This is a genomic window from Streptomyces sp. SID13666 (assembly GCF_010548325.1).
In the GTDB taxonomy this organism is placed as follows: domain Bacteria; phylum Actinomycetota; class Actinomycetes; order Streptomycetales; family Streptomycetaceae; genus Actinacidiphila; species Actinacidiphila fildesensis.
The window spans coordinates 966,948-991,239 of sequence record NZ_JAAGLX010000001.1; the positions used below are offsets into that span (position 1 = coordinate 966,948).

At 68.3% G+C, this 24,292-nt stretch carries 25 protein-coding genes and 4 pseudogenes; 11 read left to right on the forward strand and 18 right to left on the reverse strand.

The window, feature by feature from the left end:
* Positions 1 to 86: 86 nt before the first annotated feature.
* The 3 genes from G3I60_RS04680 to G3I60_RS04690 form a co-directional block, all read right to left on the reverse strand.
* Positions 87 to 920 (reverse strand): alpha/beta fold hydrolase, encoded by an 834-nt coding sequence (locus tag G3I60_RS04680; RefSeq protein ID WP_164292111.1) that lies wholly within the window; start codon positions 918 to 920, stop codon positions 87 to 89.
* 64 nt (positions 921 to 984) lie between these two features.
* Complete coding sequence (locus tag G3I60_RS04685) at positions 985 to 1,419, reverse strand: heme-binding protein (protein WP_164292110.1); 435 nt, start codon at positions 1,417 to 1,419, stop codon at positions 985 to 987.
* A 32-nt stretch (positions 1,420 to 1,451) separates the two neighbouring features.
* Positions 1,452 to 1,754: a 4-oxalocrotonate tautomerase family protein gene (locus G3I60_RS04690; protein WP_138357038.1), complete on the reverse strand. Its 303-nt coding sequence runs from the start codon at positions 1,752 to 1,754 to the stop codon at positions 1,452 to 1,454.
* Positions 1,755 to 2,097: 343 nt separating this feature from the next.
* Here G3I60_RS04690 and G3I60_RS04695 point away from each other — a divergent pair, with 343 nt between their 5' ends.
* From G3I60_RS04695 to G3I60_RS04710, 4 genes are read left to right on the forward strand one after another with little or no spacing between them, the layout of a single operon-like run.
* Positions 2,098 to 2,505 carry a nuclear transport factor 2 family protein gene (locus tag G3I60_RS04695; RefSeq protein WP_138357039.1) on the forward strand — a complete coding sequence of 136 codons (408 nt, stop codon included), beginning with the start codon at positions 2,098 to 2,100 and terminating at the stop codon, positions 2,503 to 2,505.
* Positions 2,506 to 2,551: 46 nt separating this feature from the next.
* Positions 2,552 to 2,842 (forward strand): YciI family protein, encoded by a 291-nt coding sequence (locus G3I60_RS04700; RefSeq protein ID WP_164292109.1) that lies wholly within the window; start codon positions 2,552 to 2,554, stop codon positions 2,840 to 2,842.
* Positions 2,839 to 3,807 (forward strand): alpha/beta hydrolase, encoded by a 969-nt coding sequence (locus tag G3I60_RS04705; protein ID WP_343240737.1) that lies wholly within the window; start codon positions 2,839 to 2,841, stop codon positions 3,805 to 3,807. Before G3I60_RS04700 ends, G3I60_RS04705 begins: the two co-directional genes overlap by 4 nt.
* Before the next feature lie 38 nt (positions 3,808 to 3,845).
* Positions 3,846 to 4,832: a zinc-dependent alcohol dehydrogenase family protein gene (locus G3I60_RS04710; protein ID WP_164292108.1), complete on the forward strand. Its 987-nt coding sequence runs from the start codon at positions 3,846 to 3,848 to the stop codon at positions 4,830 to 4,832.
* 610 nt (positions 4,833 to 5,442) lie between these two features.
* On the opposite strand, the gene G3I60_RS04715 is transcribed toward G3I60_RS04710, so the two are convergent.
* Positions 5,443 to 5,844, reverse strand: a complete 402-nt coding sequence (locus tag G3I60_RS04715; protein ID WP_164292107.1) for a hypothetical protein — start codon at positions 5,842 to 5,844, stop codon at positions 5,443 to 5,445.
* A gap of 1,067 nt (positions 5,845 to 6,911) precedes the next feature.
* Here G3I60_RS04715 and G3I60_RS04720 point away from each other — a divergent pair.
* A pseudogene (locus tag G3I60_RS04720) lies at positions 6,912 to 7,861 on the forward strand (integrase core domain-containing protein).
* 181 nt (positions 7,862 to 8,042) lie between these two features.
* Here the strand turns inward: G3I60_RS04720 and G3I60_RS04725 are convergent.
* Both G3I60_RS04725 and G3I60_RS04730 read right to left on the reverse strand, forming a co-directional pair.
* Positions 8,043 to 9,803 carry a S8 family serine peptidase gene (locus G3I60_RS04725; RefSeq protein WP_164292813.1) on the reverse strand — a complete coding sequence of 587 codons (1,761 nt, stop codon included), beginning with the start codon at positions 9,801 to 9,803 and terminating at the stop codon, positions 8,043 to 8,045.
* 459 nt (positions 9,804 to 10,262) lie between these two features.
* Positions 10,263 to 10,442, reverse strand: a pseudogene (locus tag G3I60_RS04730) (transposase); the annotation flags it as partial.
* A gap of 266 nt (positions 10,443 to 10,708) precedes the next feature.
* Here G3I60_RS04730 and G3I60_RS04735 point away from each other — a divergent pair.
* From G3I60_RS04735 to G3I60_RS04750, 3 genes are all read left to right on the forward strand, one after another.
* Positions 10,709 to 11,272: a dihydrofolate reductase family protein gene (locus tag G3I60_RS04735; RefSeq protein ID WP_164292106.1), complete on the forward strand. Its 564-nt coding sequence runs from the start codon at positions 10,709 to 10,711 to the stop codon at positions 11,270 to 11,272.
* 535 nt (positions 11,273 to 11,807) lie between these two features.
* On the forward strand, positions 11,808 to 12,362 hold the full coding sequence (locus G3I60_RS04745; protein ID WP_203671982.1) for a hypothetical protein: 555 nt from the start codon (positions 11,808 to 11,810) through the stop codon (positions 12,360 to 12,362).
* Entirely contained in the window at positions 12,359 to 12,925 is a 567-nt protein-coding gene (locus tag G3I60_RS04750) for a DUF6262 family protein (protein ID WP_164292105.1), read from the forward strand. The genes G3I60_RS04745 and G3I60_RS04750 overlap by 4 nt, the downstream gene beginning before the upstream one ends.
* A 33-nt stretch (positions 12,926 to 12,958) precedes the next feature.
* Here G3I60_RS04750 and G3I60_RS04755 read toward each other — a convergent pair whose 3' ends face one another.
* The 3 genes from G3I60_RS04755 to G3I60_RS04765 all read right to left on the reverse strand — a co-directional run bounded on the left by G3I60_RS04755 (position 12,959) and on the right by G3I60_RS04765 (position 14,560).
* Complete coding sequence (locus tag G3I60_RS04755; protein WP_343240735.1) at positions 12,959 to 13,456, reverse strand: hypothetical protein; 498 nt, start codon at positions 13,454 to 13,456, stop codon at positions 12,959 to 12,961.
* Positions 13,457 to 13,523: 67 nt separating this feature from the next.
* A complete protein-coding gene (locus G3I60_RS04760; RefSeq protein ID WP_164292104.1) occupies positions 13,524 to 14,153 on the reverse strand; it encodes a hypothetical protein in 630 nt (209 codons plus the stop codon).
* Positions 14,154 to 14,212: 59 nt separating this feature from the next.
* On the reverse strand, positions 14,213 to 14,560 hold the full coding sequence (locus tag G3I60_RS04765) for a fic family toxin-antitoxin system, toxin component (protein ID WP_164292810.1): 348 nt from the start codon (positions 14,558 to 14,560) through the stop codon (positions 14,213 to 14,215).
* A 304-nt stretch (positions 14,561 to 14,864) separates the two neighbouring features.
* Between G3I60_RS04765 and G3I60_RS04770 the strand changes: the two genes are divergently transcribed.
* On the forward strand, positions 14,865 to 15,500 hold the full coding sequence (locus G3I60_RS04770; protein ID WP_203671984.1) for a hypothetical protein: 636 nt from the start codon (positions 14,865 to 14,867) through the stop codon (positions 15,498 to 15,500).
* Here G3I60_RS04770 and G3I60_RS04775 read toward each other — a convergent pair.
* Positions 15,386 to 16,456, reverse strand: coding sequence for a DUF4158 domain-containing protein (locus G3I60_RS04775; RefSeq protein ID WP_164606505.1), 1,071 nt, complete (start codon positions 16,454 to 16,456; stop codon positions 15,386 to 15,388). The two genes, G3I60_RS04770 and G3I60_RS04775, sit on opposite strands and share 115 nt — an antisense overlap.
* A 326-nt stretch (positions 16,457 to 16,782) precedes the next feature.
* Entirely contained in the window at positions 16,783 to 16,980 is a 198-nt protein-coding gene (locus G3I60_RS04780) for a hypothetical protein (protein WP_164292101.1), read from the reverse strand.
* 257 nt (positions 16,981 to 17,237) lie between these two features.
* Here G3I60_RS04780 and G3I60_RS44470 point away from each other — a divergent pair, with 257 nt between their 5' ends.
* Together G3I60_RS44470 and G3I60_RS04790 are read left to right on the forward strand one after the other, a co-directional pair.
* Positions 17,238 to 17,681, forward strand: coding sequence for a hypothetical protein (locus G3I60_RS44470; protein ID WP_203671986.1), 444 nt, complete (start codon positions 17,238 to 17,240; stop codon positions 17,679 to 17,681).
* An 87-nt stretch (positions 17,682 to 17,768) separates the two neighbouring features.
* Positions 17,769 to 18,092, forward strand: a complete 324-nt coding sequence (locus tag G3I60_RS04790; RefSeq protein WP_164292100.1) for a hypothetical protein — start codon at positions 17,769 to 17,771, stop codon at positions 18,090 to 18,092.
* Positions 18,093 to 18,111: 19 nt separating this feature from the next.
* Here the strand turns inward: G3I60_RS04790 and G3I60_RS04795 are convergent, their stop codons facing one another.
* The 7 genes and pseudogenes from G3I60_RS04795 to G3I60_RS04830 all read right to left on the reverse strand — a co-directional run bounded on the left by G3I60_RS04795 (position 18,112) and on the right by G3I60_RS04830 (position 24,267).
* Complete coding sequence (locus tag G3I60_RS04795) at positions 18,112 to 18,417, reverse strand: YfhL family 4Fe-4S dicluster ferredoxin (protein ID WP_164292099.1); 306 nt, start codon at positions 18,415 to 18,417, stop codon at positions 18,112 to 18,114.
* Between the two features lie 125 nt (positions 18,418 to 18,542).
* Positions 18,543 to 19,712: an oxygenase MpaB family protein gene (locus tag G3I60_RS04800; RefSeq protein ID WP_164292098.1), complete on the reverse strand. Its 1,170-nt coding sequence runs from the start codon at positions 19,710 to 19,712 to the stop codon at positions 18,543 to 18,545.
* 810 nt (positions 19,713 to 20,522) lie between these two features.
* Positions 20,523 to 21,785: pseudogene (locus G3I60_RS46700) on the reverse strand (IS4 family transposase); the annotation flags it as partial.
* A 565-nt stretch (positions 21,786 to 22,350) separates the two neighbouring features.
* A pseudogene (locus tag G3I60_RS04820) lies at positions 22,351 to 22,583 on the reverse strand (transposase); the annotation flags it as partial.
* A gap of 87 nt (positions 22,584 to 22,670) precedes the next feature.
* Positions 22,671 to 23,306 carry a VOC family protein gene (locus G3I60_RS04825; RefSeq protein WP_138357042.1) on the reverse strand — a complete coding sequence of 212 codons (636 nt, stop codon included), beginning with the start codon at positions 23,304 to 23,306 and terminating at the stop codon, positions 22,671 to 22,673.
* A 74-nt stretch (positions 23,307 to 23,380) separates the two neighbouring features.
* Positions 23,381 to 23,530, reverse strand: coding sequence for a hypothetical protein (locus G3I60_RS44475; RefSeq protein WP_164292077.1), 150 nt, complete (start codon positions 23,528 to 23,530; stop codon positions 23,381 to 23,383).
* Between the two features lie 41 nt (positions 23,531 to 23,571).
* On the reverse strand, positions 23,572 to 24,267 hold the full coding sequence (locus G3I60_RS04830) for a hypothetical protein (RefSeq protein ID WP_239069473.1): 696 nt from the start codon (positions 24,265 to 24,267) through the stop codon (positions 23,572 to 23,574).
* Positions 24,268 to 24,292 lie beyond the last annotated feature (25 nt).

Consider the following 24,292-nt stretch of genomic DNA (forward strand, 5'->3'; position numbering starts at 1 on the left):
GTGGCTGCCCAGTTGGGGACAGGAGGCGGGCGGGCCGTGGACGGGCAGGTGGCGGCAGCGGCCGTCACCTGCCCGTCCACGCGGAGTCAGGCGGCGAGGAAGTCCACCAGTGCGGTGTTGACCTGCTCCGCGTGGGTCCACAGCAGCCCGTGGGGGGCGTCGTCGATCTCGACGTACTGCGCGGTCGGCACGGCCTGGGTGAACACCCGCCCGGTGGCGTCGATCGGCAGGATCCGGTCGGCGGTTCCCTGCAGGATGAGTGCCGGCACGTCGATCTTGGCGATGTCGGCGCGCATGTCGGTGTGCCAGCTGGGCACCACGGCCGAGGACGCGAACGGCGACATGGTCGTGGCGGTGTTCCAGCTGCTGCGTACCGCCTCTTCGCTGATGCGGGTGCCCAGGTTCACGTCGAGGTTGTAGAAGTCGTTGAAGAAGTTGGTGAACCAGGCGTACCGGTCCTTCTGCGCGGTGGCGATGATGCCGTCGAACACGTCGGCGGGCAGGCCGGTGGGGTTGTCGGGGGTCTGCAGCAGGAACGGTTCGATGGGTGCGAGGAACGCGACCTTGCGCAGGTTGGCGGTGCCGTAGGTGCCGATGTAGCGGCCGATCTCGCCGGTGCCCATGGAGAAGCCGACCAGGGCGACGTCCTTGAGGCGCAGCACGTCGAGCAGCACATCGAGGTCGGCGGCGAAGGTGTCGAAGTCGTAGCCGGTGGTGGGCTGGCTGGACTGACCGAAGCCGCGGCGGTCGTAGGTGATGACGCGGTGCCCGGCCGCGAGGAGCGCTGGGATCTGCAGCTCCCAGGACTTGCCGTCCAGCGGGTAGCCGTGGATCAGCACAACGGGCGAGCCCTGGCCGTGGTCCTCGTAGTACAGGTCGACGTCGGTGGTGTTTTCCTTGGCAACCGTGATGTAGGGCATGGCGCTGCTTCCCTTTCGGAGGGATGGGATGTGTCGGGGCGGCGCTGCGGAGATAGCTGCCGGGTCAGGGGCGGCGCAGGGCTTGGACCGCGAACGCGGCGACCTCGTGGTCCTGGGCGGGTGATCCGCCACCTGCGCCGAACGCCCCGACGACGACCCCGGCGGCGTCGATGATCGGGACGCCGCCGGCGACGAAGGCCAGCGGGAGCGCGGTGGCGGTCTGGATCGACGACAGCGGGGCGCCGGACTGCACCGCCGGGGCCAGGTCCGCAGTCGCGGCGCCGAAGTACACCGCGGTGCGGGCCTTGGCCCCGGAGGTGTCGATGGACGCGAGCGCCGCACCGTCCATCCGGGTCACCAAGACGGTGTTGCCGCCGCCGTCCAGGACCGTGAAGGTGCACGGAACCCCGAGCTCAGTGGCCTTGTCGACACCTGCGGCGGAAGCCGTGGCCGCGTCGCGAAGGGTCAGGATGACCGGTGAGATCTGTGTGAGCGGCATGGCCATTCCCCTTCAGGTGGTGCCGGGTGGTGCTACTTGCCGGTGTAGGGGGCGGCCTTGGCGAGGTCGGGGCGGGTGACGGGGTGGCCGTCGATGGTCTGGTAGGTGGCTGCGGAGCGGCCGAGGGTGTCCAGGAGGGTGGCGGGACCGGCGAAGGGCTTGCCGCCGATGTGCCAGCCGTCGGTGTGGAGTTCCTCGATGAGGACCCACACGATCTCGCGGAAGGCCTCGGATCCCTCGAACTTGACCATGACCTCGGTCAGGGCGGCGGCCATGTCGTGCTTCTCCTGCGTGGTGAACACTCCGTCGACGAGCTTGACGTTGACGAACGGCATGAGGTGCTCCTAAGGATGCGATGGGGCTGCCCCGCCGAGCGGCGGGAACAACTGAATCCTCATCCCGCAGGCCCGCACACCGCACCAGTCATCCGACCTGACTGCAGCGGGCTCTTTGTGCGGCCCCGCGGTCACTCCACGTCATCGCCGCCGCAGGCCAGTCCGCCGCGCCGCGGGCGGTGCGCTCGCCATGGGCGGCATCGGACCGGCACCCGCGGGCGATCATCGGCGTTTCGGTGCAGAAAGCCGGGTCGGATGACTCATGTACCGCCCGGGAGCTGCGACGAGCATGGTCAGGGACGGCGCAGCCGCCGAACACCTCACCGACGAAACGAGAGATCCCATGTCCGAGGAATCCAACAAGCACCTGGTCGCGGAGGCGTTCGATGCCTGGGCCGCCGGCACGGGAGGGGTGTTCGACCTCCTGGCCGAGGACGCGAACTGGACCATCGTCGGCAACAGCGTCGCCTCCGCCACCTACCCCACCCGTGCGGCGTTCATCGACACGGTCATCACCCCGTTCAATGCGCGGTTGAGCAGCCCGCTGGTGCCATCCGTACGGGCGCTGTACGCCGATGGGGACACCGTGGTCGCCCTGTTCGACGCGAGCGCCACCGTGCGTGACGGCTCCCGCTACGACAACACCTACGCCTGGTTCCTGACCATGCGCGAACACCGGATCGTCAGCGCCGTCGCGTTCTTCGACAGCGTCGAGTTCAACGACTTCTGGGCCCGGGTCCAGCCCGCCTGACCCCATGGCCCGTACCGCTCCGTTCTGATGATTGGCCGTGCACACCATGTTCATCGTGATCTTGAACTACACCGCTCCGCTCGACGAGATCGACCGCCACCTGGAGGCCCACAACACCTGGCTGGAGGAGAACTTCGCAGCCGGGCACTTCATCGCCTCCGGCCGCCAGGACCCCAGGACGGGCGGCCTGATCTTGGCCAGGGCCAATGACCGAGAGGAGCTGGGCCGCATCCTGGCCCGGGACCCGTTCGGCAGGAACAAGGTGGCCACGCACACGGTCATCGACTGGCGCCCCTCGCGCGCAAGCGCCGAGGCCCAGTGGCTGCTGCAACCGTGACCCCCGCAGCGGCGACCTCCGCAGGACCTGCCGGGCTCGGCACCTCGCGCACGGTGCGGGCCGGTGTCCTGGACGTCGCCTACTACGAGGCCGGCCCTGCCCGGGGCCCCGCCGTCCTGCTGCTGCACGGATTCCCCTACGACGTCCACAGCTACGTCGACGTCGCCCCGGAACTGGCCGCAGCCGGCCTGCGGGTCATCGTCCCCTACCTGCGCGGCCACGGCTCCACCCGCTTCGCGGACCCTGCCACCGCGCGGTCGGGGCAGCAGGCGGCGCTGGGCGCCGACGTCATCGCACTCCTGGACGCTTTGGGCCTGCCGCGCGCGGTGCTGGCCGGCTACGACTGGGGCGCGCGGGCCGCCAACGTCGTCGCGGCCCTGTGGCCTCAGCGGTGCGCCGGGCTGGTGTCAGTCAACAGCTACCTCATCCAAGACATCAGCGCCGCGGGCCGGCCCCTGCGACCGGCCCTGGAAGCCGGGTTCTGGTACTTCCACTACTTCGCCACCGAACGCGGCATGCGCGGGCTGAGCGCCAACCGGCGCGACATCGCCGAGGTGATCTGGCGGCGCAACTCACCCGACTGGGACTTCGCCGACACGCTCCTGGACCGCACCGCCCAGGCCTTCTTCAACAAGGACTATGTGGACGTGGTCATCCACTCCTACCGGCACCGGCTCGGCCTGGCGCCGGGCGACCCGTCCTACGAGGAGCTTGAGCGGCAACTCGCCCGCCAGCCTGCCATCACCGTGCCGACGATCACGCTGGACGGGGAGGCGGACGGTAACTTCCCCGCCACCGACGGCTCCGCATCGGCGGGGCACTTCACCGGCCCGCGCACGCACCGCCGGGTGCCGCATGCCGGGCACAACCTGCCCCAGGAGAGCCCGGCCGCGTTCGCGGCCGCGGTCCTCGACCTGGCCCTGCCCGATCCAACGACCCGCCCCCAGCCCAACCGCTCCTCATAACGGTGGCCTCCACCGTGACCTACCGAAGGACCAGGACCATGCGCGCAGCCGTACTGACCGAGTTCGCCACCTCGTTGCACCTCACCGACATCACCAAACCCGTACCCGGCCCGGGCCAGGTCCTGGTCAAGATCGCTGCCAGCGGCGTGAACCCCCTGGACACCAAGATCCGCGCCGGCCTGGCCTCGCACGCCCGTACGGTGCTGCCCGCGGTGCTGGGCCTGGACCTGGCCGGCACCGTCGAAGAGGTCGGCCCCGGCGCGACCGGGTTCTCTCCCGGCGACGAGGTCTACGGCCTGAGCGGCGGCGTCGGTGACCTCCAAGGATCGTTGGCTCAGTACGTTGCCGCCGACGTCCGGCTGCTCGCTCACAAGCCCGCCACCTTGACCCTGCGGGAGGCCGCGGTCCTGCCCTTGGCCGTCGTCACGGCCTGGGAGGGGCTGGTGGACCGGGCCCAGGTCGGCACCGGCCACAAGGTCCTGGTGCACGGCGGCGCCGGCGGCATCGGTCACGTCGCGGTGCAGATCGCCCGCGCCCGCGGCGCCGAGGTCTTCGCCACCGCCTCCGCGACCGACGCCGCGCTCGTGCGGCAGTTCGGAGCCACCGCGATCGACTACGCCACGACCGAGGTGCAGGAGTATGTCACCGCACACACCGGTGGCGAGGGCTTCGACATCGTCTTCGACACCGTCGGCGGCGCCGTCCTGGACGACTCCTTCGCCGCCGTGCGCACCTACACCGGCCACGTCCTGAGCGCCCTCGGGTGGGGAAGCCACAGCCTGGCTCCGCTCTCCTTCCGCGGCGCGACCTACTCAGGGGTGTTCACCTTGCTGCCCATGCTCACCGGCCGCGGCCGCGAGCACCACGGCGAGATCCTGCGCCAAGCCGCCGCCATGGCCGACGCGGGCCTGCTCAAGCCGCTGCTGGACCCCCGCCGCTACACCCTGGACACGGTCGCCCAGGCCCACGCCGCCGTCGAGGACGGCTCGGCACACGCCAAAATCGTGGTCGACATCGAGATCTGACCCGACACCCGGTCGGCCAGCGCACAAGAGCCCGGTAGCGCGACCAGCGCGCTACCGGGCTCGGCGTCACGGGCGCCGACGGGAACCACAGGGCCCCGCCCACAAGCCCGACCCCGCGGCAGCGCGCCAACGCACTCACCGCCATCCCCGGAGCCCTGGACTACTTCTTCGACCCGCTTTGAGACCCCGGTCCCCGACGAGAACGCCATCGTCTGCACCGGCGACGCGCACGCGCGGGGCCCTGACGGTGCGCTGATCAGCGCACCCACTCGTAGTCATCCTCCTCGGCCCGGCCGGCCGGCGGCCGTCGTCGCCGAGCAGGTCGTTGACCTCGTCCTCGGTGAGTTCACGCGTCTCGTCCAGGACGATCAGGAAGCCCCGCCGGCGCCCAGCGCGCCCCGCCTTCTCCTCGTACCACGTCCGCGTCACTCGTCCCCGATCACGACCTGTCAAAACTTCTGACAGCAACACCGGTTTCCTTGGCCGTTCCTACTCGGACCCCAGGCCCGCGAGATGGCCGCGGGGCGAGCCGCGGCCCCTGCCTGCCAAGGCTTCGAAGGGCGGCCCCCATACCCACCTGCTACAACCCCCAGCCGGCAATCGAGAACCGTCACCCCTCGGAGGATCGTGGGGGGTGCTCGGAGCGCTGCATGCGCCGGGCGTGGTGCTGCTGCCATGCCCCGGCGCGTTGGATCTGCAGATCGTCCAGCCCGGTCGCCGCGGACAGGGCTTCGCCAGTGATCCCGTCGGGCTGCTGCGCCAGGGCGCGCAGGATCTTTCCGGCCCACAGCTCCTCGGGGATGAAGGGCCGTTGGTGGTACTCATCCTGCAGGGTGGTGAGGTGTTCGGGTGAGCAGGTGGCGATCAGGCGCAGGCCGTCACGTGCCGGGTCGCGGGCGTGAACAGCGGAGGAGTCCCGGACGACGGCCAGACGGCACCCGTCGGTGAGCCGCCGGGCGAACACGTCGCAGATGTCCGTGTGCGGGATGGGCGGTGAGGGGTCGTGTCTCATGCGGTTCTCCTGCCCTTTCCGTGCCGTGTCGCGCCCGGGGGTGTCGCTGAGTGGGCGACAGAATGCCTATCGGGCCTTGCCGCGAAAACCTATCGCGTGTGAAGTAGACATTCGCTTCCGGGTGTGGGTAGTGTTCTGGTCGTAGTCAAGAAGGAAGCAGGGCGCGGCAGACACGAACTGCCGCGCGGAGTTTGTGGCACGGTGATGGAATCCGGCGGCCAGTGCAGTGCTGGTGGGTCGCAGGGTTGATTGCCGGGCCGGGCCGCCCCGGGAGGGGCCGCCGCGCAGGACCGTAGTAACGCAGTACGGCAGGTGCAGGTCTGACACGCAGTACCCGAAGTACCGCATCACGCAGGACAGCAGTACCAGATGCGGTTGCAGTACCAGCAGCGCAGTACACAAGTGGTTTCTCGGTGAAGGCGTCGGCTGCGGGCGCGCGTGCCGAGAGGTTCGGCAGTGGGGTTCTAAGCCAGAGCGGTTGCAGTACGGGCGACGGGGCTGGCTGCCGGACGGTGGTGCGGTGAAGGCCACCAGCAGTACCCGCAACACAGCTGTACGGCAGTACCAGCAGTGCAGTGGCATGAAGTTCTCTTGGTGAAGGCGTCGGGCTGCGGGCGCGCGTACCAAGGGGTTCGGCAGTGGGGTTCTAAGCCAGGGCAGTTGCAGTACGGGCGACGGGGCTGGCTGCCGGACGGTGGTGCGGTGAAGGCCACCAGCAGTACGTATCACCGTAGTGCGCAGTACCGAACGAGCAAGTGATTGATCCAGAGGGAACGGAGGGGTTGAGCGCCATCAGGATCGCCCGGGCGAAGTAGTGGGCCCGGGTACCGCAGGACATCGATAGTGAGGTGGTCTCCGGTCACGCATCAGCGATCCCCGCACCCCCGACTGATGACAGGTCGGGTGCGGACACAGTAGGCCGGCGCAGTACTGGGGCCGGCAGGTGGTGTTTTCCGTCCTTCGGGGCCCTGGTGCCATGGCGCCAGGGCCCCTCCACGCGTCCCCCCAGTCCTTTCGCCTGTTTCCCAGCGAGGTCAGATGACAGCAGGCGATTCCTTTGCGCGGTCCTGCGCCGGCAACTCAAGGGCGCGGTCCGCTACGAGCCGGCGGACCGGTTCTGGCTGGCGGCGCTGTCCGCGCTGATACCCCGTCACCGCTGGTGCGGAGTTTTCCCGGTGACCCCCGCCTGGCACTGCCGACTGATCGCCGCGAAGTGGGACTACTCCGCACGTCCCGGCCGCACCGGTCGCCCGCGGACTGCGGCCGTGCTCAGGAAGCTCGTACTGCGGCTGGCGCGGGAGAACCCGCGTTGGGGACACAGGGGGATCCAGGGCGAGCTGGCACGGCTCGGACATCCGATCGCCGCGTCCACCGTGTGGGAGATCCTGCACGCGACGGGGATCGACCCGGCCCCGCGCCGCTCCGGCCCGACCTGGCGGCAATTCCTGGCAGCCCAGGCCGAGGACATCGTCGCGGTCGACTTCTTGCACGTGGACACCGCGCTGGGCCACAGGTTGTATGCCCTGGCGTTTCTCGAACACGGCACGCCGCGCCTGCAACTCACCGGTGTCACCGCCCATCCCACGCGGGACTGGGCCACCCAGCAGGCGCGCAACTTGGCCGCCGATCTGGGCACGCGCATGGAGTCGCTGAGGTTCCTGCTGCGCGACCGCGACGGCAAGTACGGCCCAGCCTTCGACGCCGTTTTCGAGTCCGAGGACCTGGACGTGGTCTTGAGCGCCCCGGCGCCTCGAATGAACGCGCGCTGCGAACGGGTGATCGGCATATCCGGCGCGAGGCACTCGACCACATTCTGATCACGGGCGAGGCCCACGCCCGATAAATCCTGAACGCCTACCAGCAGCACTACAACGGACAGCAGCCCCACCGAGCCCGCCAACAGCTACCGCCCGACGCGGATCAGCAGACCGCCCCCGTCCACGACCTCGAAGGCCGCAGGCTCCTGCGCACCCGCATTCTCGGGGGCATCCTCAACGAGTACCGGTACGCGGGCTGACGGGCAGCGATGACGTTCCGAGCCCCACAGGCCCCGACCGCGGCGTACACCGCCGCCGAGGCCCATGTGCCCTGTGCCGCCCAGCAGTTCGCAGCCATGGCCGAAAGACCGCAGCCCGCCTTGTCCGCGGAGCTGTCGCCGGCGCAGTGCGTGCTGTACGCGGGCGTTGCCGGGCCCTGCGCTAGAAGGTCAGGTTCCAGGCGTCGATCTTGCCTGTGTCGGAGGCGGCGTTGTCGTTGACGCGCAGCTTCCAGGTGCCGTTCGCGACCTCCGAGGAGGCGTTCACCGTGTAGGTCTGGGCGATGTTGTCGGCGCTGCCGCCGGCGTGGTTGTGCAGCGTGTAGACGCTGCCGTCCGGCGCCACCAGGTCGACCTTCAGGTCACCGATGTAGGTGTGCTTGATGTCCACACCCACCTTGAGGGTGGCTGGGGCGTTGCCGGTCACGCCGGTGACGGCGATCGGGCTCTCCACGGTCGCGTTGTCGTTGATGGAGAAGTCCGCGAGGTTCTCGAAGTACTTGCCGGGCGGCGGGGTGGTCCCGACGGCCTTGAGGGCGTCGACCTGTCCCTCGCCGAAGAACGAGTTGTTGGCCGTCGTGCCCGTGCAGCGGCCGTCCGAGGGGCAGGCGATGTCGTTGGCCTGGGCGGCCAGCTTGGCGCGGATCTGCGCCGGGGTGATGCCCGGGTTGGCGCTGGCGATGAGTGCTGCCACGCCGACGACGTGCGGGGTGGCCATCGAGGTGCCGCTCTTGCTGCCGTAGCCGCCGCCGGGGACGGTGGAGTACACGTTGCTGCCCGGCGCCGCGACGTCGATGACGCTCTGGCCGTAGTTGGAGAACGAGGCCTTGGTGACGCCCGTGCCGTTGGCCGCGACCGTGACCACGCCCGGCAGCTCGGTCGGGATGTCGAGGCACGCGTTGGTGATGGTGCGGGTGACCGGTGTCGAGTCGTTCGGGCTCGCGGAGTCGGTCGTCTTGTGGGCGAGATCGTAGTTCTCGTTGCCCGCGGCGGCGATCTGGAGGGAGCCCTTGCCCTCGGCGTACTCCTGGGCGCGCTTGACGCCCTCGATGATGGCGGCCTGGTCGATGTTGTCCGGGCAGTTGAACTGCCACGGGTCCGTGTAATAGCTGTTATTGGTGACCTTGAAGCCGTGGTCACCGGCCCAGACGAAGCCGCAGATGGTGTTCTCGGCGAAGAAGAAGGAGTTGCCCGGCTCGGCGACCCGGACCGCGGAGATCGTCACCCCGGGGGCGACGCCGACGACGCCCTTGCCGTTCTTGGCCGCGGCGATGGTGCCCGCTACGTGGGTGCCGTGCGTGTCGACGTCCCGCCAGGCGCCGGCACGGGTGTCGGGCTTGCCGTAGGCGCAGGAGACCGAGTCGGCCGCGTCGAAGTTGGGCGCCAGGTCCTGGTGCTGGTCGTCCACACCGGTGTCCAGGATGCCGACCTTGACTGAGGCGGAGCCCGGGTTCATGGCCCAGGCCTGGTCGGCCTTGATCTGGCTCATGTCGGCCCGGACCGGTTCTCCGGCCGGGGTCGAGGCCTGAGCCGGATTGGCCGGGAGCGCCGGGTTGTAGGCGTCGGCTGGGACGTCCGAGGTGCGCGTGGCGCCGACCTGCTGCACGCCGGCGACGCCGCGCATGGTGGCGGCGAATCCGCTGGACGCCGAGTGGGCGACGATCACGCCGATGGCGTCGTAGTTGGAGAAGACGGTGCCGCCGTTGGCCGCGATCGCGGAGCGGACCGCCGAAGTGTCACCGGGGGCGGTGATCACGAGGTAGGCACGCGTGCCGGCCACCCAGGTCGCACTCTGGGAAGCCGGCACGGCGGCCGGAGCGTGGGCCTTGGCGGCCGGCGCGGTGGAGGGGGCGACGGGGAGGGAGCCCGCGAGGGCGCCCGGGGCGCCGAACGCGAGGGCGGCGCCGAGCGTGGCCGCCAGCACCAGCGTGCGTCTGGGGCGGCTGGATATGTGGGGTATCAATGCGTCCTCCGGAGACGGCCCGGTCGTGCTGAGGGCACCGGCCGGGCCGTACGAAACGAGTGGTGAATGCAAGATGTCAGACGGGTCCTCCTGTACGGAAGTACCTTTCCGAGCCGCGACGTTATCGGGGCATGGCTGAAAAGCCCCGCTGGGGGTGCTGGCGCAGTGGTGCAGTACCGGATGGTCACCACCGAGCAGATGCACCGGGTGATCGCTCCCTCTGTGCGTATCGGGCAGACCCGGGGACGGCTGGCCCGGCTGGGCGTTGAGGGACTGGTCGACCGCATCGCCCTGCCGCGGGCCGGACGGACCCGGGTGTGGTTCCCCGCGGCGTACGGCGTGCAAGTCGTCGCACCCCATCAGAGGGGAGAGGGTGTTTCGTCCCGTTGTTTCATCCCGGATTGCTGGGTTGGGTATGGTTCATGCGCCGCGCCATGGCGGGGTGGATTCGCCGGTGCGTTTCCGGGTCATGAGGCTGGTCATCGCGAGGTGGATCATGGCTTCGGAGCGGTGTGGGCGAGCTTCGTAGTCGCGAGCCAGTCGGCGGTGTTGCATGAGCCGGCCCAGGGTTCTCTCGACCGTCCACCGGCGCGGCAGCACGGTTGCTCGCCGGTTCCAGCGACGGGCGCATACGGGTCTCGCCGCCGATGACATGTCGAACTTCTGTGACCTGCTGGTTCTGTGCTGTCTCACCCGATGTCACCCAAGATCAGTCTCAGATCGATGCCATTTCCTCGGCGGAACGATGAGTCTGCGGCTGAGCCATCGAGCACGAGGAGTACCTGTGAGCTCAGATCGCGCGCCGATGAGTTTCCCGCGGCGCGCCGGTCTGTACACGTGAGACCGACTCACGGAAGGCTGGCGCCATGCGGAAACTGATCTACGGCATGAACCTGAGCCTGGACGGCTACATCGCCGCGCCCGGCGACGACATCGGCTGGAGCGTGCCGAGCGACCAGCTGTTCCAGTTTTGGTCCGACCAGTTGCAGGCGACCGACCTGTCGCTGTACGGGCGCAAGCTGTGGCAGACGATGAGCTCCCACTGGCCGACCGGCGATCAGCAGCCCAACGCCACCCCGGCGGAGATCGAGTTCGCGCGCCGCTGGCGGGACATGTCGAAGGTGGTGTTCTCCTCGACGATCGACAAGGTCGACTGGAACACCCGCCTGGTCACCGGCGACGCGGTCGCCGAGATCACCCGGCTCAAGGCCGAGGACGGTGGCCCGATGGACATCGGCGGCGCGACGCTCGCCGGGGCGGCCATGCGGGCCGGGCTGATCGACGAGTACGTGCTGGCCACCACGCCGGTCCTGGTGGGCGGCGGCACGCCGTTCTTCACCGCGCTGGACAACTGGGTGAACCTGAACCTGGTGGAGACGCGGACGCTTCCCGGCGGGGTGATCCTGACCAGGTACGAGACGAGGCGCTGAGCGCCCGTCCGGGAGCGCTGCGCGGGGGTGTCGCCCCGGTCCGCGCTTACATTCCCGAACTCCTGCCGGATGTGCACTCCGGGGCCCGTCTTCGACCGTGCCGTCCCCCTGGCCGAGGTGCCGGACTGTTGTCGGGCGGTGGACCACCGGTCGGCGCTGAAGGTGCGCATCACCTTGCGAGCGCGGGGGCCGGCGGCATGGGTGTGGTTTCTCCCGTGCCGCGCGGAGCCCTCGCGATGTCAGGCGGCGCGCTTCACGTGGCGGACCAGCCACATCAGCAGGGCGTCCAGGTCGGCGGCGGCCGAGAGGACCCGGCCGACCGCCTCGGGGGTGTGCAGTCACTCCTCGCAGCCGAGGGGACGCGCGGCGACCAGAGAACGGTGGCGCAGCAGGAAGGTACGGGAGTGGTCTGTCGGATAGCCGCGCGGGGGCTTCACTGCTGGTGGCGGCCCGTTGAGCCACCCGATGCGGGCCGACGGAGCCACCGCCCGCGAGTGCCTGTCCCGAGCTCTGTCCTAGCCAGTTCTCCGAGGCGATGGCCGAGCACTACGTCCACCTCGCCAACACCGACCCCCGCCTAGAGGAAGCCCTCAACGCACTCTGGGTCACCGGCCCCGGATCCGCCGAGCCGGGCATGATGCTCTCCAGTGGCGAGCCGATGACCCGGCAAGAAGCCGAGGCCCTGGCCATCGACCTCACCCATCGCAGCACACCGGCCGAAGGCGGCTTCTGCACCTTCCAACCTGTCGTCGACGGAGAAGCCTGCCGCTGGAACCTCAACTGCCACAGCTGCGACAAGTTCGTCATGTCCGGCGCCGACCTCGTCTACTGGCACCGCAAACGCGAGCAATGGCGAATGCTCGCCGAACGCGCACCCGACAGCACCACCGCCGACTACCTGCCCGGAGTCTTTGAGCCTACCGCCCGTGCTATCGACGGCCTGGAGAAGGCGATCGCGGCCGTCGGCCTGCTCGACGATTCCCTCGCTCTCGACCTGCGACGGCCCCAGCACTACTTCGGAAAGGTCTGGAACACCGCCTTCCGAGCCCACTATCTGGCCCACGCGCAGGACGGAGACGAAGCCGCATGACCGCCTCCACTGGAGCGGCCATCGCCGCCCGTTATCGGCAGACCCAGGACAAGCTCGCGCGGGTCAAGAAGGCGCTCGGCCAACTCCGTCGCGAACGCGGCCGGCTGACCGTCCGGGCCGTCGCCGAACGAGCGGGTGTCTCCGCGACGTTCCTCTACGAGAACACCGAGGCGCGGGCCCTCGTTCAGAATGCAACGGCCGCCCACCACAGCCGCCACGACCACCAGGCCCAGCAGGAACACGACCGGATCGAGACGTCCTGGCGGGAGCGGGCCCTGAACGCCGAGGCCGAGCTGACCCGCACTCAAAAGGAGATCTTCGCTCAGCGCCAACGGATCGGTGAACTCATGGGACAACTGCGCGACTTCGACCAGATGGTCCCCGGAGAGTCCGTCCAGCAGCTGAGCACCGAGAACACCACCCTCAAGCACCGCGTCCACCAGCTCACCGGGGAGCACCGCAAGCTCCAGGAGCGTCTCCAAGGTGCCCGGTCCAACCTGCGTTTCGCCGACAAGCGCATCGCCGACCTTGAAGCCCAACTTCTTGAACGTGACCAAGTCTGAAGCGGCAGCCACGTCAGCGGACGGATGGCCAGGTCAGGTCTGGCCAGCGACCCGTCGGCTGATCTGTTCAAGGAACTCTTGGATGGATGCTGCGATGACCTCGAAATCGTCGAACCAGGAGGCCGTGGTCGACCTCCAGACTCGTCCGCTGCCTGCCACTGCGAACAGATGGCCACCTCCATCACTGGCGAACACGATGGCCAGCGGCTCGTCGTCGATCTGGACAGAGCCGTACTCGCGGAAGTGCTCGGCAACCATCGAGGCGGGGTGGACGAAGTATCCGTGCTCGATATCAGGCAAGGACACTTCGCAAACCACCCAGTAAAGGGTGGTCAGGTCAGAGGGGATCGGTGTCAGGTCCACGAGTGCACCCGTCGCTTCATGGCTCTCGTCCGTGGCGAGGATCACGGCGTTCTCGCCAGGCGGGAACCCATGCGTCTTCAAAAACGACGACATCAAAGCCCCGAGCGCCGCAGAAGTCTGCTCGCACCAGCCTCGCACCCATTCCGAGTCGAGCCGCTCACCAGGCACGTTTATCCTCCTCAACACACCTCCAGCTCGGCGTCCACGAGCCCCGAAGAACATATCGAAGGACACGTCACGGACATGACCGCGACGCAACGCCACAGCTCAGAGCCCATCCCATCAACTTGAGAGTCGGTAAAGACGATCTCCCGTCGGTCGTGATTTTCGGGCCGGCCGCCTGGAGCAGTCCGGCCGCCAGGTCAGGGGGCCAGTCGTAGGCATCGGTCAGACGCTGCGTCAGCAGGTCGGCCAGGGGCTGGTCGGTGTCCCACTGGGCTATCGGGATCCGTACGGGGACAGGGTCGTCTTCGGCGCGGTCCTCGATGAGGGTGAGCATGAGTTCCAGGGCCAGCACAGTCTTGCCCGCCCCAGCGGCGCCAGTGATGCCCAGGCGTCTTGGTCGGGTGGAGCGGTAGTAGGCCAGGACGTCGGGCAGAGCGGTGGTGCCGTCGGTGAAGGTACGACCTGCCGGCGGGGTGCTGGCGGTGCGGGCGGTGGCCGGGTGTAGGACGTAGGAGAGGTTGATGCGCTGGGTGTCGGCACCAAGCAGTTGGCGCCGCACCCCGCCCTCGCCTTGCTCGATTTGCCGGGCCGGGGTCTTGGCCCGGCCGTGAGCGAGTTCGGCGTCGTTGCCTTCCACCGGCTTGCGCAGTGCCGCGACCGCGGCGACGGAGGAGGGAGCGTGGTTGGGGCGGGTGGCCACGTCGCCCACCGTCACAGTTGCCACGCGGCGGTACGGGCGCCAAATGTGGTGCTGGCAGATCAGGCCTGGGTCCAACCGCGCAGGATGGCGGCTATCTGGCGGACATCGAGTTGTCCTGAGTCGACTTGATCGACGAGGTCGCCGGCCTCGGTGGCGGTGACCTTGACGGGGTGGCCGCTCGCGGTGAGGTAGGCCACCGCGACCGAGGCTGCGTACAGCAGGTTGCTGTGCTCCAGCGCTGGGACACGGACCAGCGAGTGCAGCAAGGCAGCGGCTCGGTGGTGCGGCTCGGGATAGATCGGGGTGCCCATGGTCTCGTAGCGGTGCCGGGCGATGGCAGCGCCCAAGGCGCCGAAATCCGTGACATCCGGATCACCAGGAAGATGCGTTTGGGCAAGGTCGAGCAGCCATTGCTCATGGTGCGGGCTCGCTGAGTGGGTTGGTCGGGTACGGGGCCGGTTCTGCTTGCGGTGCTGGTGCTTGATGGCTCCGTGAGCGTGCGTTTTAACTCCCCGCAGTCGCGGGCCCAGTCCGTTCGTCCAGGGCGGGCTCGTCCCGGGGAGAGACGACCCCACTACGGAGGCACTATCCATAATCGATTGATCACCAAGTGCTACTTCGTTGGCAGGGCCATTACGGGACCTGATCGATGATCGTTAGGCGTCCATGAAACGAATCCATTGTGCGCGCCTTCTGGTGTCAGCTACTGCGGTGCTCCTCGCCGCCGCCGTCCCCGCACTCGTCGGGGGCACGTCCCACGCCGCGGTAACCCCGGCCGCGGTGGTCGCCGCCCCTTCGGCGGGCCTTCCGCCCATCGATACCGAGATCGAATCGACCATGACCGTGGTCGACTGCCCCATCACGCTGGACGTGGGCGTGGTCAAGCTCAACTTCGAGGGGACTATCAAGCAGGTGGTGGCATCGGACCCCAATGAGGCCGATGCCACCAAGGCCGTTCGTCTGCGCACCACCGGCTTCCACATGGAGGCGACGACCCCGGACGGGAAGATCAAGGTCGTGCTCGACATGAAGGACCCCAACAACGCCCCCGACGGCCTGTTGAGCGTGGTGACCAGCGACCCTCCGCAGTTCGCAGAACTCGACATCCTCGACCTGGCGGCGACCATCGAGTTGTCCGGGGAGTTCGGGACGACGACGCACGTCCTGACCTCGGCCAATCCGATGCGCCTGCTGAACCCGGATTTGCACCGTTTCCCCGCCGTTGATGCCCTCTACCAGCTGCAGGAAGCGGTCAGCCTGATCGATGCCAACGGCACGAAGGTGGCATCGATCGACGATTTCCTCGACGTGCGAAACGGGCCCGTACACCTCCCGGAATCGCCCTGACCCTCGCTGTCGCCATGATTCGGCATGACGACGGCCCCCGTCCCCGGAGCCTCACGCCTCGCACCCGCGGCAAGGGTGCGAGGCGTAGCGCCTGAGGTCAGACCGTTGCGAGGCAAGGGCCGCGAGCAGGACGTGCCGCACGGGAGCATCGAAGCGCCGCAGGTGGCTGGGCGAGGACGCCGATGCCCTGGCCCGCCAGGCGTTGATGACCCGCACGCCGATGCCGGCGAACGCCTTGGCCGGGACACCGACGGCGCGGACCTGCTTGAGCTTGGATATCTCCTCCAACAGCGGGTTGAGATTGACGTGCCCGGATGGGACTTGATGTCCGAGAGCACCGACTCCACGTCGTCTTCGTCGTCCTCTGCGCTGTCACCGCCGTCCCCCTCGGACGTGTCGTCTTGGGCGGCGTGGTCGTCGGTCGGGTCGGTGAGGACCAGCGCGTCCAGCCGGCGGGGGCAGTCCGCTTCCCGCGCGAGCCGTACGGCGATCTCGGCGACGGCGCGCTCGTCGGCCTGGTGCACCGCGGAGCGGATGACCGCGTTGATCTGGGCCGCGGTCGGCGGCTCGATCAGGTCCTCGCGCATCTGCCGCACCAGTTCGGCCCGCACCTGCTCCTCGCGGCGCTCGTCGTGCCAGATCACGTCCACCAGCATCGAGACGAGCTTGACCTGGTCGGTCGTGGTGCACTCGTGCCAGCCGGTCAGCTCCCGCAGCTCGCTGCGGTGCCGCTTGGCGGCGCGGGAGGTGAAGTCGTAGAACCCCAGCTCGGTGGCGGCGACGCCGACCTGCTCGGCGATGTGCTCGACGGCGTCGGGCGGCAGTTCCAGACGCATCTTGGGAAACCGGCCGCGCCAGATCAAAAATTTGAGCTGGACGGCGAAGCCCAGCCTCGTGCTGCCGGTCTTGTTCCGTAACCAGCCCGCCTCATCGCCGGACAGGGTGAAGTGGTCCACCACCCCGTCCAGACCCAGATCCCGCCCCACTGCGCAGCCCCTTCCGCACGCCCTCGTGATCACCTGTCGGGCCGTACGGTAGAGGCACCGCTGTACAGCGGGCGCGGGTATGGGCGAAGCACCCCGGCCCAGTCCTTGGAGCTGGTAGAAGCACCGCCGAACTGCCAGGCGCTCCGGGCGGGGCCGTCACCCTCCCCGCCCGGAGCGTACGGACCCCCGTCAGGGCCGGGGCACCGGAAGACCGGGTCACGACGATGCTGTGCTCGACGATGAGATCGGTACTGAGGCCCTGGCAGCTCCAGAGCCTCGGTCGAAACTGACGCAGGTTAGTCGCCCTCGCCGATGTCGGCAATGACGTCCAGCTTGTCGACGTACGCCTCCAGATCGCCTGCCGTCGTCAGGTCGGTAAGGATCAGGTCGGAAGGATTTCCATCCCTGTCGCCGTGAGCAGCGTAGGCATGTTGTCCGGTCAGGGTCACGGCGCAGGCCAACGCAGCGACGGCAACGAAACGGGACATCTTCACGGTGCATTCTCCTGTCAATCGGGGGAACCTCAGTGGTCAACGAGCTCCCCAGATGCACGACACGATGTCGTCTGGCAGTTGCGCCGAACGGTGAGCCTCCGCCAACTTGAAGTCGCAGGTCAAAGGGCTGGTGTGGCCGATGCTCTGGGTACTCACGCTGGTTGTGGGCGACAGTCTGCTGAGTAGATCCTCCGTCAGCACGGCCGATTCGCCGATTCCTTCTTGCAGCGGGCAGGTGGCCCCCTACCATCCGGTGCATGGATCCTGAGCTGCTGGAACGGATCACCGCGCGGCGTGCGGAACTGGAAGAACAGCTGGCCAAGCGGTTGGCGGAGGTGCGGGCCGAGCGCGACGAACTCGCCGTCGCTGAGAGAGCCTTTGAGCGGGTGAGTGGGCGACTCACCGATGAGCGTGATTCGGCCGCGCCGGTGCCCGGGAAGGTGGGCGGCCGGGCGGTGATGCTGATCCCTCACCGCACGTCAGGCGTGGAGGAGGCCGCTCTCCCGTCGGACTATCAGCGCATTCTCGCCGCTGTGCGGCAAGCTGCTGGACCGGTCATGGCCAGGCAGGTCGGTGAGATGCTGGGGGTGGACGTCAGCGTGGGGAGCAAGTTGGAACCGCTTCGCGGGAAGCTGGTCCGACTGGTCGATCGGGACTGGCTGCGCAAACTGCCCGACGGGCGGTTCACTTCTCGTCTGTAGGAGGGCTGGTCGGCAGGGGGCTCACTCTCCACGGTGCTCGACTCTAGGCACCCTAGCCTCATGTAATCAATCTGCTACTTTCCGTGCATGACATTTGAATCGACGCGCCGCCAGGCGCTCCGGGTCGCACTCGGCGGCCTCGCCGCGTCATGCCTCGCAGGTCACGGACAACCCGCAGCCGCAGCATCCAACCACAAGGCAGGCCGCCCGGAATACCAGGCCCGCTACCGCGAGCTTTTCAATGCCTGCGGTAGGGACCTGGACAAGAAGGTACTGGTCGGACAGCAACTCCTTGACAACTACGAGCGCGACGCGCGCACCTATCACGTACCCGACCGCGCCGCTGTGGTGCGTATGCAGGATGCTCTCGTACGTCAGCGTCACGCCCGCCGGATCGGCGCGAGTTCCTGACCTGCAGAGCGGCGAAGATTCACTTCCGGAAGTGGCTGGGGTAGTCGTTGGCGGCTACCTTGCGCCGGAGCTCGTCGTCGTCGGGGTGGAGGCTCAAGGACCGGTTGATCAGGACGTCCTCGGTCTCCACCCTGTCCGGATCTGTCACGCAGACCTCCACCGGGCATACGGCCTGGCACGCGAGATGGTCGAAGAAGCCCACGCACTCCGAGCAGGCATTGGGGTTGATCACGTAGGTCTCGTTATGCGCCTGGATCGCCTTGTTCGGGCACTCGGGCTCGCAGGCACCGCAGTTGATGCATTCCTCAGTGATCTTGATGGCCATGACGGCTGTCTCCTGCCTCTTGGTGTGGTCCGGTGACCAACGAGCCAGCAGCGGGGCAGTACCGCGCTGTGCCTGCATAAGGGCCCGCCGATCAGGGATTCTCCAGGGACCACCAGGGTGTTTGGTCAGCCGGTGGGCATTTGAAGGTCGTAGTCGCGGAAGTCGACGGCGTACCAGGCGACGATCTTCGATGCGACCTTGAACATCTGCGAGTGGGTCTCGGCGAGGAGCGGGAACTTGCGCTGGACCTCGTACGCAGGCCGGTACAGGTAGGGGCTGAGCGTGGCGATGGCGGCGTCGAGGGGCGGGTTGACGGGGATCTTCAGCACGTCGGCGACATGCGCGTCCGCCATCCGGACCATGGATGCTCCGATGGCGCCGGCGCCAGGGAAGATCTTCCGGTCCATCCAGTCCAGCATGTTGGCCGCCAGCTTGATGCCCTCATCCGACGAGGCCCGGTGATGGGCTGCGGCATCAGCGAGGACCAGGTTGGCCTGTTCCATGGTCCGCGGGTTGTACGTGTCGTCGATGCCCAGCAGCCGGCCCCCGATCCGCATCGTGGCCATCAGCTCATCGGCTTGCCGCGCGGTGGGGCGGATGCCGTACTTGGCCGCCAACTGGACGTTGTAGGCACCCACATACATGAGTTCCTCGACTTGCAGGCGCTGGCTGATCGGCATGCCGTTCTGGGTACGGTCCCACCCATAAACCAGGGCCATGCGGCGGGCCGCGGCGTGCACCAGGCGCAGCTTGACCAAGGTGATCAGTGCATTGCCCGACGGACCCCAGCCGTTTTGGTCCAGCATGTCCCACATGGTGTTCATCGTGCGGGAGAAGCGTCGGCCGATGTCCATCACGAGGTCGAACTGCGCGGACCATACCGACTTGGCCAGCAGGGGGTCGGCCAGCGCGGCGAACAGGCCACCGAACGCCTCGGCCATCGAGAAGACTTCCATGTTGGACTGGATGAGCTTGATCGTGTCGCCGTGCGCCAGCCGCTCGACGGTCGCGCGTTCCTCGGCGGTCAACGCCGCATTCCGTTGCAGGAAGTCGCGCAGCACTACCGGTGCCGCATCCGGCACCGGCTGATCGTTGCGGGTCCAGGTGTGGAAGACCTGATTGGCCACCACCATCTGGCCGTCGCGCACCAGCTGAGCGATGACGGCGTCGGCTTCGGGATCGCCCCCCGCCGCCTGATCACCCGGTACCGCCCAGACCGGCTCGGGGGCCCCGGCAAGGTTGGGGCCGTCCTTCGCCTGGGCCGGAGCGACGGCGGGCAGGCCGACGGCGGCCACACCGGCAGCCAATGCGGCAAGAGTGGTACGCCTGTTCATGAATTGACTCATATGCCCCATACTGGCCGGTCGGCTTTTTCGGTCGCCAGTGATCACCGTGGAGGCCACTCGGATGGCCGGTGCGGGGTCATCAGCTCACGCCGTCAGCCGGCGGCCGCAGGTGGCGCTGACGTTTGCTCCGCTGGCCCGGGCGCTGGACTGGGAGCGTGCAGGTTCTCACAAACGACCATCTGTGCGAGTTCTGCGAGAGCCCCGGAGGCGATCACGTTTCCACAGGTCGCCGTTCGCAGAAGTCCTGTCGAAACCTGGGAGTTGTGCGAGGGTCTTTCTGCGAGACTGACCGTGTGGACCTGACGCCCAATCAAGCCGCAATCGCGGTAGAACGCAACGACTGCCCGACGAGCGGCGTACCCGCCGGCAGCGCCTGCCGAATACGCGGCGGGAAGACCGCCACGAAGTACCACACCCCCCGCTTCGTCCTCGTACCCGCGCTGCGCGAGCACCTCGACATCCTCATCCCCGCCGACCGAGGCCCGGGCGGACCGTGGAAGCAGGGCACCGCGCCCGCCGCGGTGCCCGCGCAGCGCAGCGAGTGGCCGGGTCAGAATCGGGTACGCAAGGACATCGGGTGGGGTCTTCCTCGAGCGGGCCAAGGATCCGGTGACGGCGGCGGTCGGCGAGGACGGTGTTCCGGTCGTCGCGGGAGATGGCCGGGAGTTGAGGGTGCGGTTCGCGAGGTTCGAGGACGCTGATGTCGAGAGCGGTGATGGTGCGGCTGGTGTCGGGCCTGCCGTCGTCATGGCGGGTGCGGTAACGGGACATCGGTGACTTGACTTTGCGGGTACTGACGCGCTGCCGCCGGGGCGGCAGGAGACGGGCCAGGATCCGGTGCCCGATCCGCCCGACGCGACCGACATCGGCGGGGTCGGTGATGACGGCGGCGGCCTGGACGACCTGGTCGCGGGCGGTCTGGAAGGCGATGGTGAAACAGCAGCGGTCCGGATCGGTGCCGGGCAGCGACTCGGCGGCCTCGACCATCATGGTGCGCAGGGCCTGGTAGAGGGTGAGCAGGGCCCACACCTCCTGTTCGACGCCGGCCGGGTCGCCCGAGCGCAGGACACACCCGTTCATGATCGTGTGGCGGAGTGCGTAGTACGCAGATTCGTGTTCCCACCGCTGGTGGTAGAGGCCCACCAGCGCGGCCGCTGGGTAGCGGCCGGCGTCGGTCAAGGTGGTGACGAGCCGGTAGGAGCCGGTGAAGACGGTGCCGTCCGCGCAGGTCACCGTGATTTTCGCGTTGATCACACGTACCTTCTCGGTGGCGATCACCGACAGGTATGAGCCGTCAGCGAGACGTGTGAGAACGGGGGTACGCCGGTTGCTGCGGAGTCGACCCAGGAACTGGGCGCGGGTCGCGGTGGCGGAGGCGAGGAAGTCGTTGCCGTCGAAGCCCTTGTCCCACAGGACGAGCATGTCCGGCCGCAGCAGATGCAGCAGGTGCGAGGCTTAGCTGGTCTCGCCCTCGGCGGTGGGCCCGAACGCCGCGCCGAGCAAGGCCCGTGTGCCGGTCTCGACCAGCGTCGTCAACTCCAGTGCGGGATAGCCGCGATGGGAGGTTCGCCCCAGCCAGGCCCTGTTGCGCCCGGAGTCGGGGACCTTCTGGGAGCTGCAGCCGTCGAATGACACAGTCCGGTACGGCCCGAACCGCACACCGGGTGTCGTCGGCCGGGCCAGAGGCCCCGCGAGAACCTCGAATAACGCCCGCACCGGCGCACTGCCCAGTCGTCGGCGCAGATCACGCAGGGCCTTCGGCGTCGGGGAGGCCACCGGCATCCGGCCAGCGCGGCCGTCAGCTTGTCCCAGACCAGCCGGTAGCCGACTTCAGGGAACAGACACATCGCGAGCAGGAAGTAGATCCCGACCCGCGAAGGAAGATCACGCAGTCGTCTCTGCACCGAGCGGGTCCGCCAGGACCGCGTCGACCAGCTCGAACGGCACGACGGCCGTCAGCTCGCCCAGATGCCCGGGCGCGAACCGTCCCGCGGCCACTGTGACCGTACGGGTGATGGCCATCACCGGGGCCGGCAGGACATGATGAAACGGCAACGCTGCTCCTCAAGTACAAGCTGTCTTGGACGACTGCCCGTACCAACGAGCTTCCTCTCTGCGTCGGAAATCCTTCAACTGGCTTGCGTGACCTGCGAAAACGCTAACTACCCGGCCTTGGGCCAAGGCTCCTCGTCAACTTCGGTCCACCGCACTGGCCTCGACGACGGCTCCGAGATTCAAGGTGCCTCGCACCGCGCTTGATACCTCTTCGCGCCCGTGGAGACCCAGCACCTGCCGATCATTCGCGTAAGACCGCCATCCGTCAGTTTATGGCCTACAACGCCGGGAGCTACCGCCAAGCCGCGCAAGCCGTCGACGACGCCCGTACCCGCGCCGCTTGTTGCGGCGAGAAGACCTGCAGCAACCCCAAGTGCGACTACGGCTACAAGAATGACCCCGTGAGGATGTGCCAGCGCTGCCTCTACTTCTTCCGCGCTACACCTGATGACGTCCTCGCCGAGAGCTGCCCCAACGGCTGTAGCGGGCAGACCAGCTGATGTCCCGACTTCCAGGTGCTCAGCCGGTGGTGGTCGGCTGCTGGTCTTCACGCTCGCGTGCCATTTGGCGGGACCGGCGTGTCCGCCGTGACCTGCTCCGCGCGTCGGGCAGGTCCCGGCAGGGCGAGTTGGCGCGGTACTGCCACGCGATGGTCTCGAGCGTTCGGCGGTGATCGGCCCTCCGCCGTCCACAGACCGGATCAGCCGGTATCAGCGGCTCGATCCGGCTCCACATCGCATCAGTGATCACTGATCGGGCAGACACATCCGATCAACTGACCAATCCACCAAATCGACACGCGCCAGCCAGGAGGTCCCAACCGGCTGCTCCCGCGGAGCAGTCGGGCTCTGGTCAGATCGTGACCGGGCCGTGGGCGGTGGCGAACTCGACCGAGACCAGGCCCGGTTCCTCATCCTCGACCCAGGTGACGTCGATCTGGTCGAGGGGGTGGTCGGCTGGTTCGCCGAGGAATTCGGCGATGGAGGCGGCGTCGCCGGCGATGGAGACCCCGTGGATAGTGGTGGAGGTGCGCGGGTCGGCGCTCGGGCGCTCCTCGATGGGGACCGACCACTGAAGGAAGTAGGGCAGTTGCGGGTCCTCCAGCAGTTCCAGCAGGCCGATCTGCTTCCACCTCAGGTCGAACCCGTCGGGGCGGACGCGGTGGCCCTCGGCCGAGGTGCGGCCGAGGCGGGTCTCGACCGGGGCGATGTCGTCCACGGAGACCACCCAACCGAGCCAACCGCCGCCCTCGGCGGCGCGGCGCGCGACCGCCTGGCCGAAGGGTGCGCGGTCGGCGGCGGGGTGGTCGAGTGTGGTGACGACCTCGACGTAGGTGCCGCCGCTCAGCGGGAGAATAAAATTGCGGGTGCCGAATCGCGGGTGCACGCCGCCGTCGACGAACCCGGCGCCGAGGGCCGATCCGATCCGCTGGACGGTCGAGACGAAGCTGTCGCGGGCCACCGCGTAGGACACGTGATCAAGTCGCACGGCGCCATCATCACCCGACAACCCGTACAAGTCCCGACGCCACGCCCGCCACCCCGGCCGCGTCCGCCGTGGATTCAGCCGTGGAGCGGATCGATCGTCGTCATCCCGGCGGGGGAGGCCCGGTCGAAGCCAGGCGGCAGCGCTGCCGCCTCGTCGAGGCCCACGACCCGCTCGATCAGCCGCTGCGGGGCGAACGCTGCTGCCACAAGATTTCGATCCGGCATGCAGCACCCTGCGCACCGCACTTCCAAGAGACAGGCTCTAGCTAGGCGAGCACCCAATGGGGCGGGTGTCCGGGGTCGGCCAGGCAGGTGAAAACGTGCAGGTCCCGGTCCCGGCCGAAGCGGAGCCGAGTGGGTTGGGCAACGGATTGGCCGCCCCGGATCGATGCCTTCCCGCTCCGGGTCGGGTCTCGGTCCTCCAGTGGCACCCAGCTGTGCGAGCCGGCGTCCAACTCGTAGCCCTCGGCCGTGAGCAGCAGCTGCATGGGGGTCGCGCAGGACGCGCAGTCGATGGCCATCGGACCCGTTGACGCCCAGCTGGGGTAGCCGCCGACGCGCCAGCCGGGAGGGATCGACAGGTCGTACTGGTAGTTGGGGGCGTCGGGGCCGTGTTCCGCTACCTGGGCGTCGTCCCACGCGTCGATGCGCGCGATCAGCGAGGCGGGCAGCGTGTCATCCTCCGCCCAGGGATAGGTGTCCACCTCTTCCGGGTGCAGGACACAGGGCTGGGGGAGTTCGTGCTCCCATCGAAGCAGGGGCACGTGGGGCGGATCAGCGAGGAAGCGTTCCGCTTGCTCGGTTTGCCCAGCTCGTCGCCACCGCAGGTGGTAGCGGCGCTCCAGGTACGGGCCGTGGGTGAAGGGGCAGCGGAAGAGCTGCACCAGGTCCGCGTCGTCGGGTCCGCAGGCAAGGCCCGGGATGTCACGGCGGAAGAACTGGGCCAGCCCCACGAAGGGCACCGGACCGTCCAGTCCGGGAGTTGCT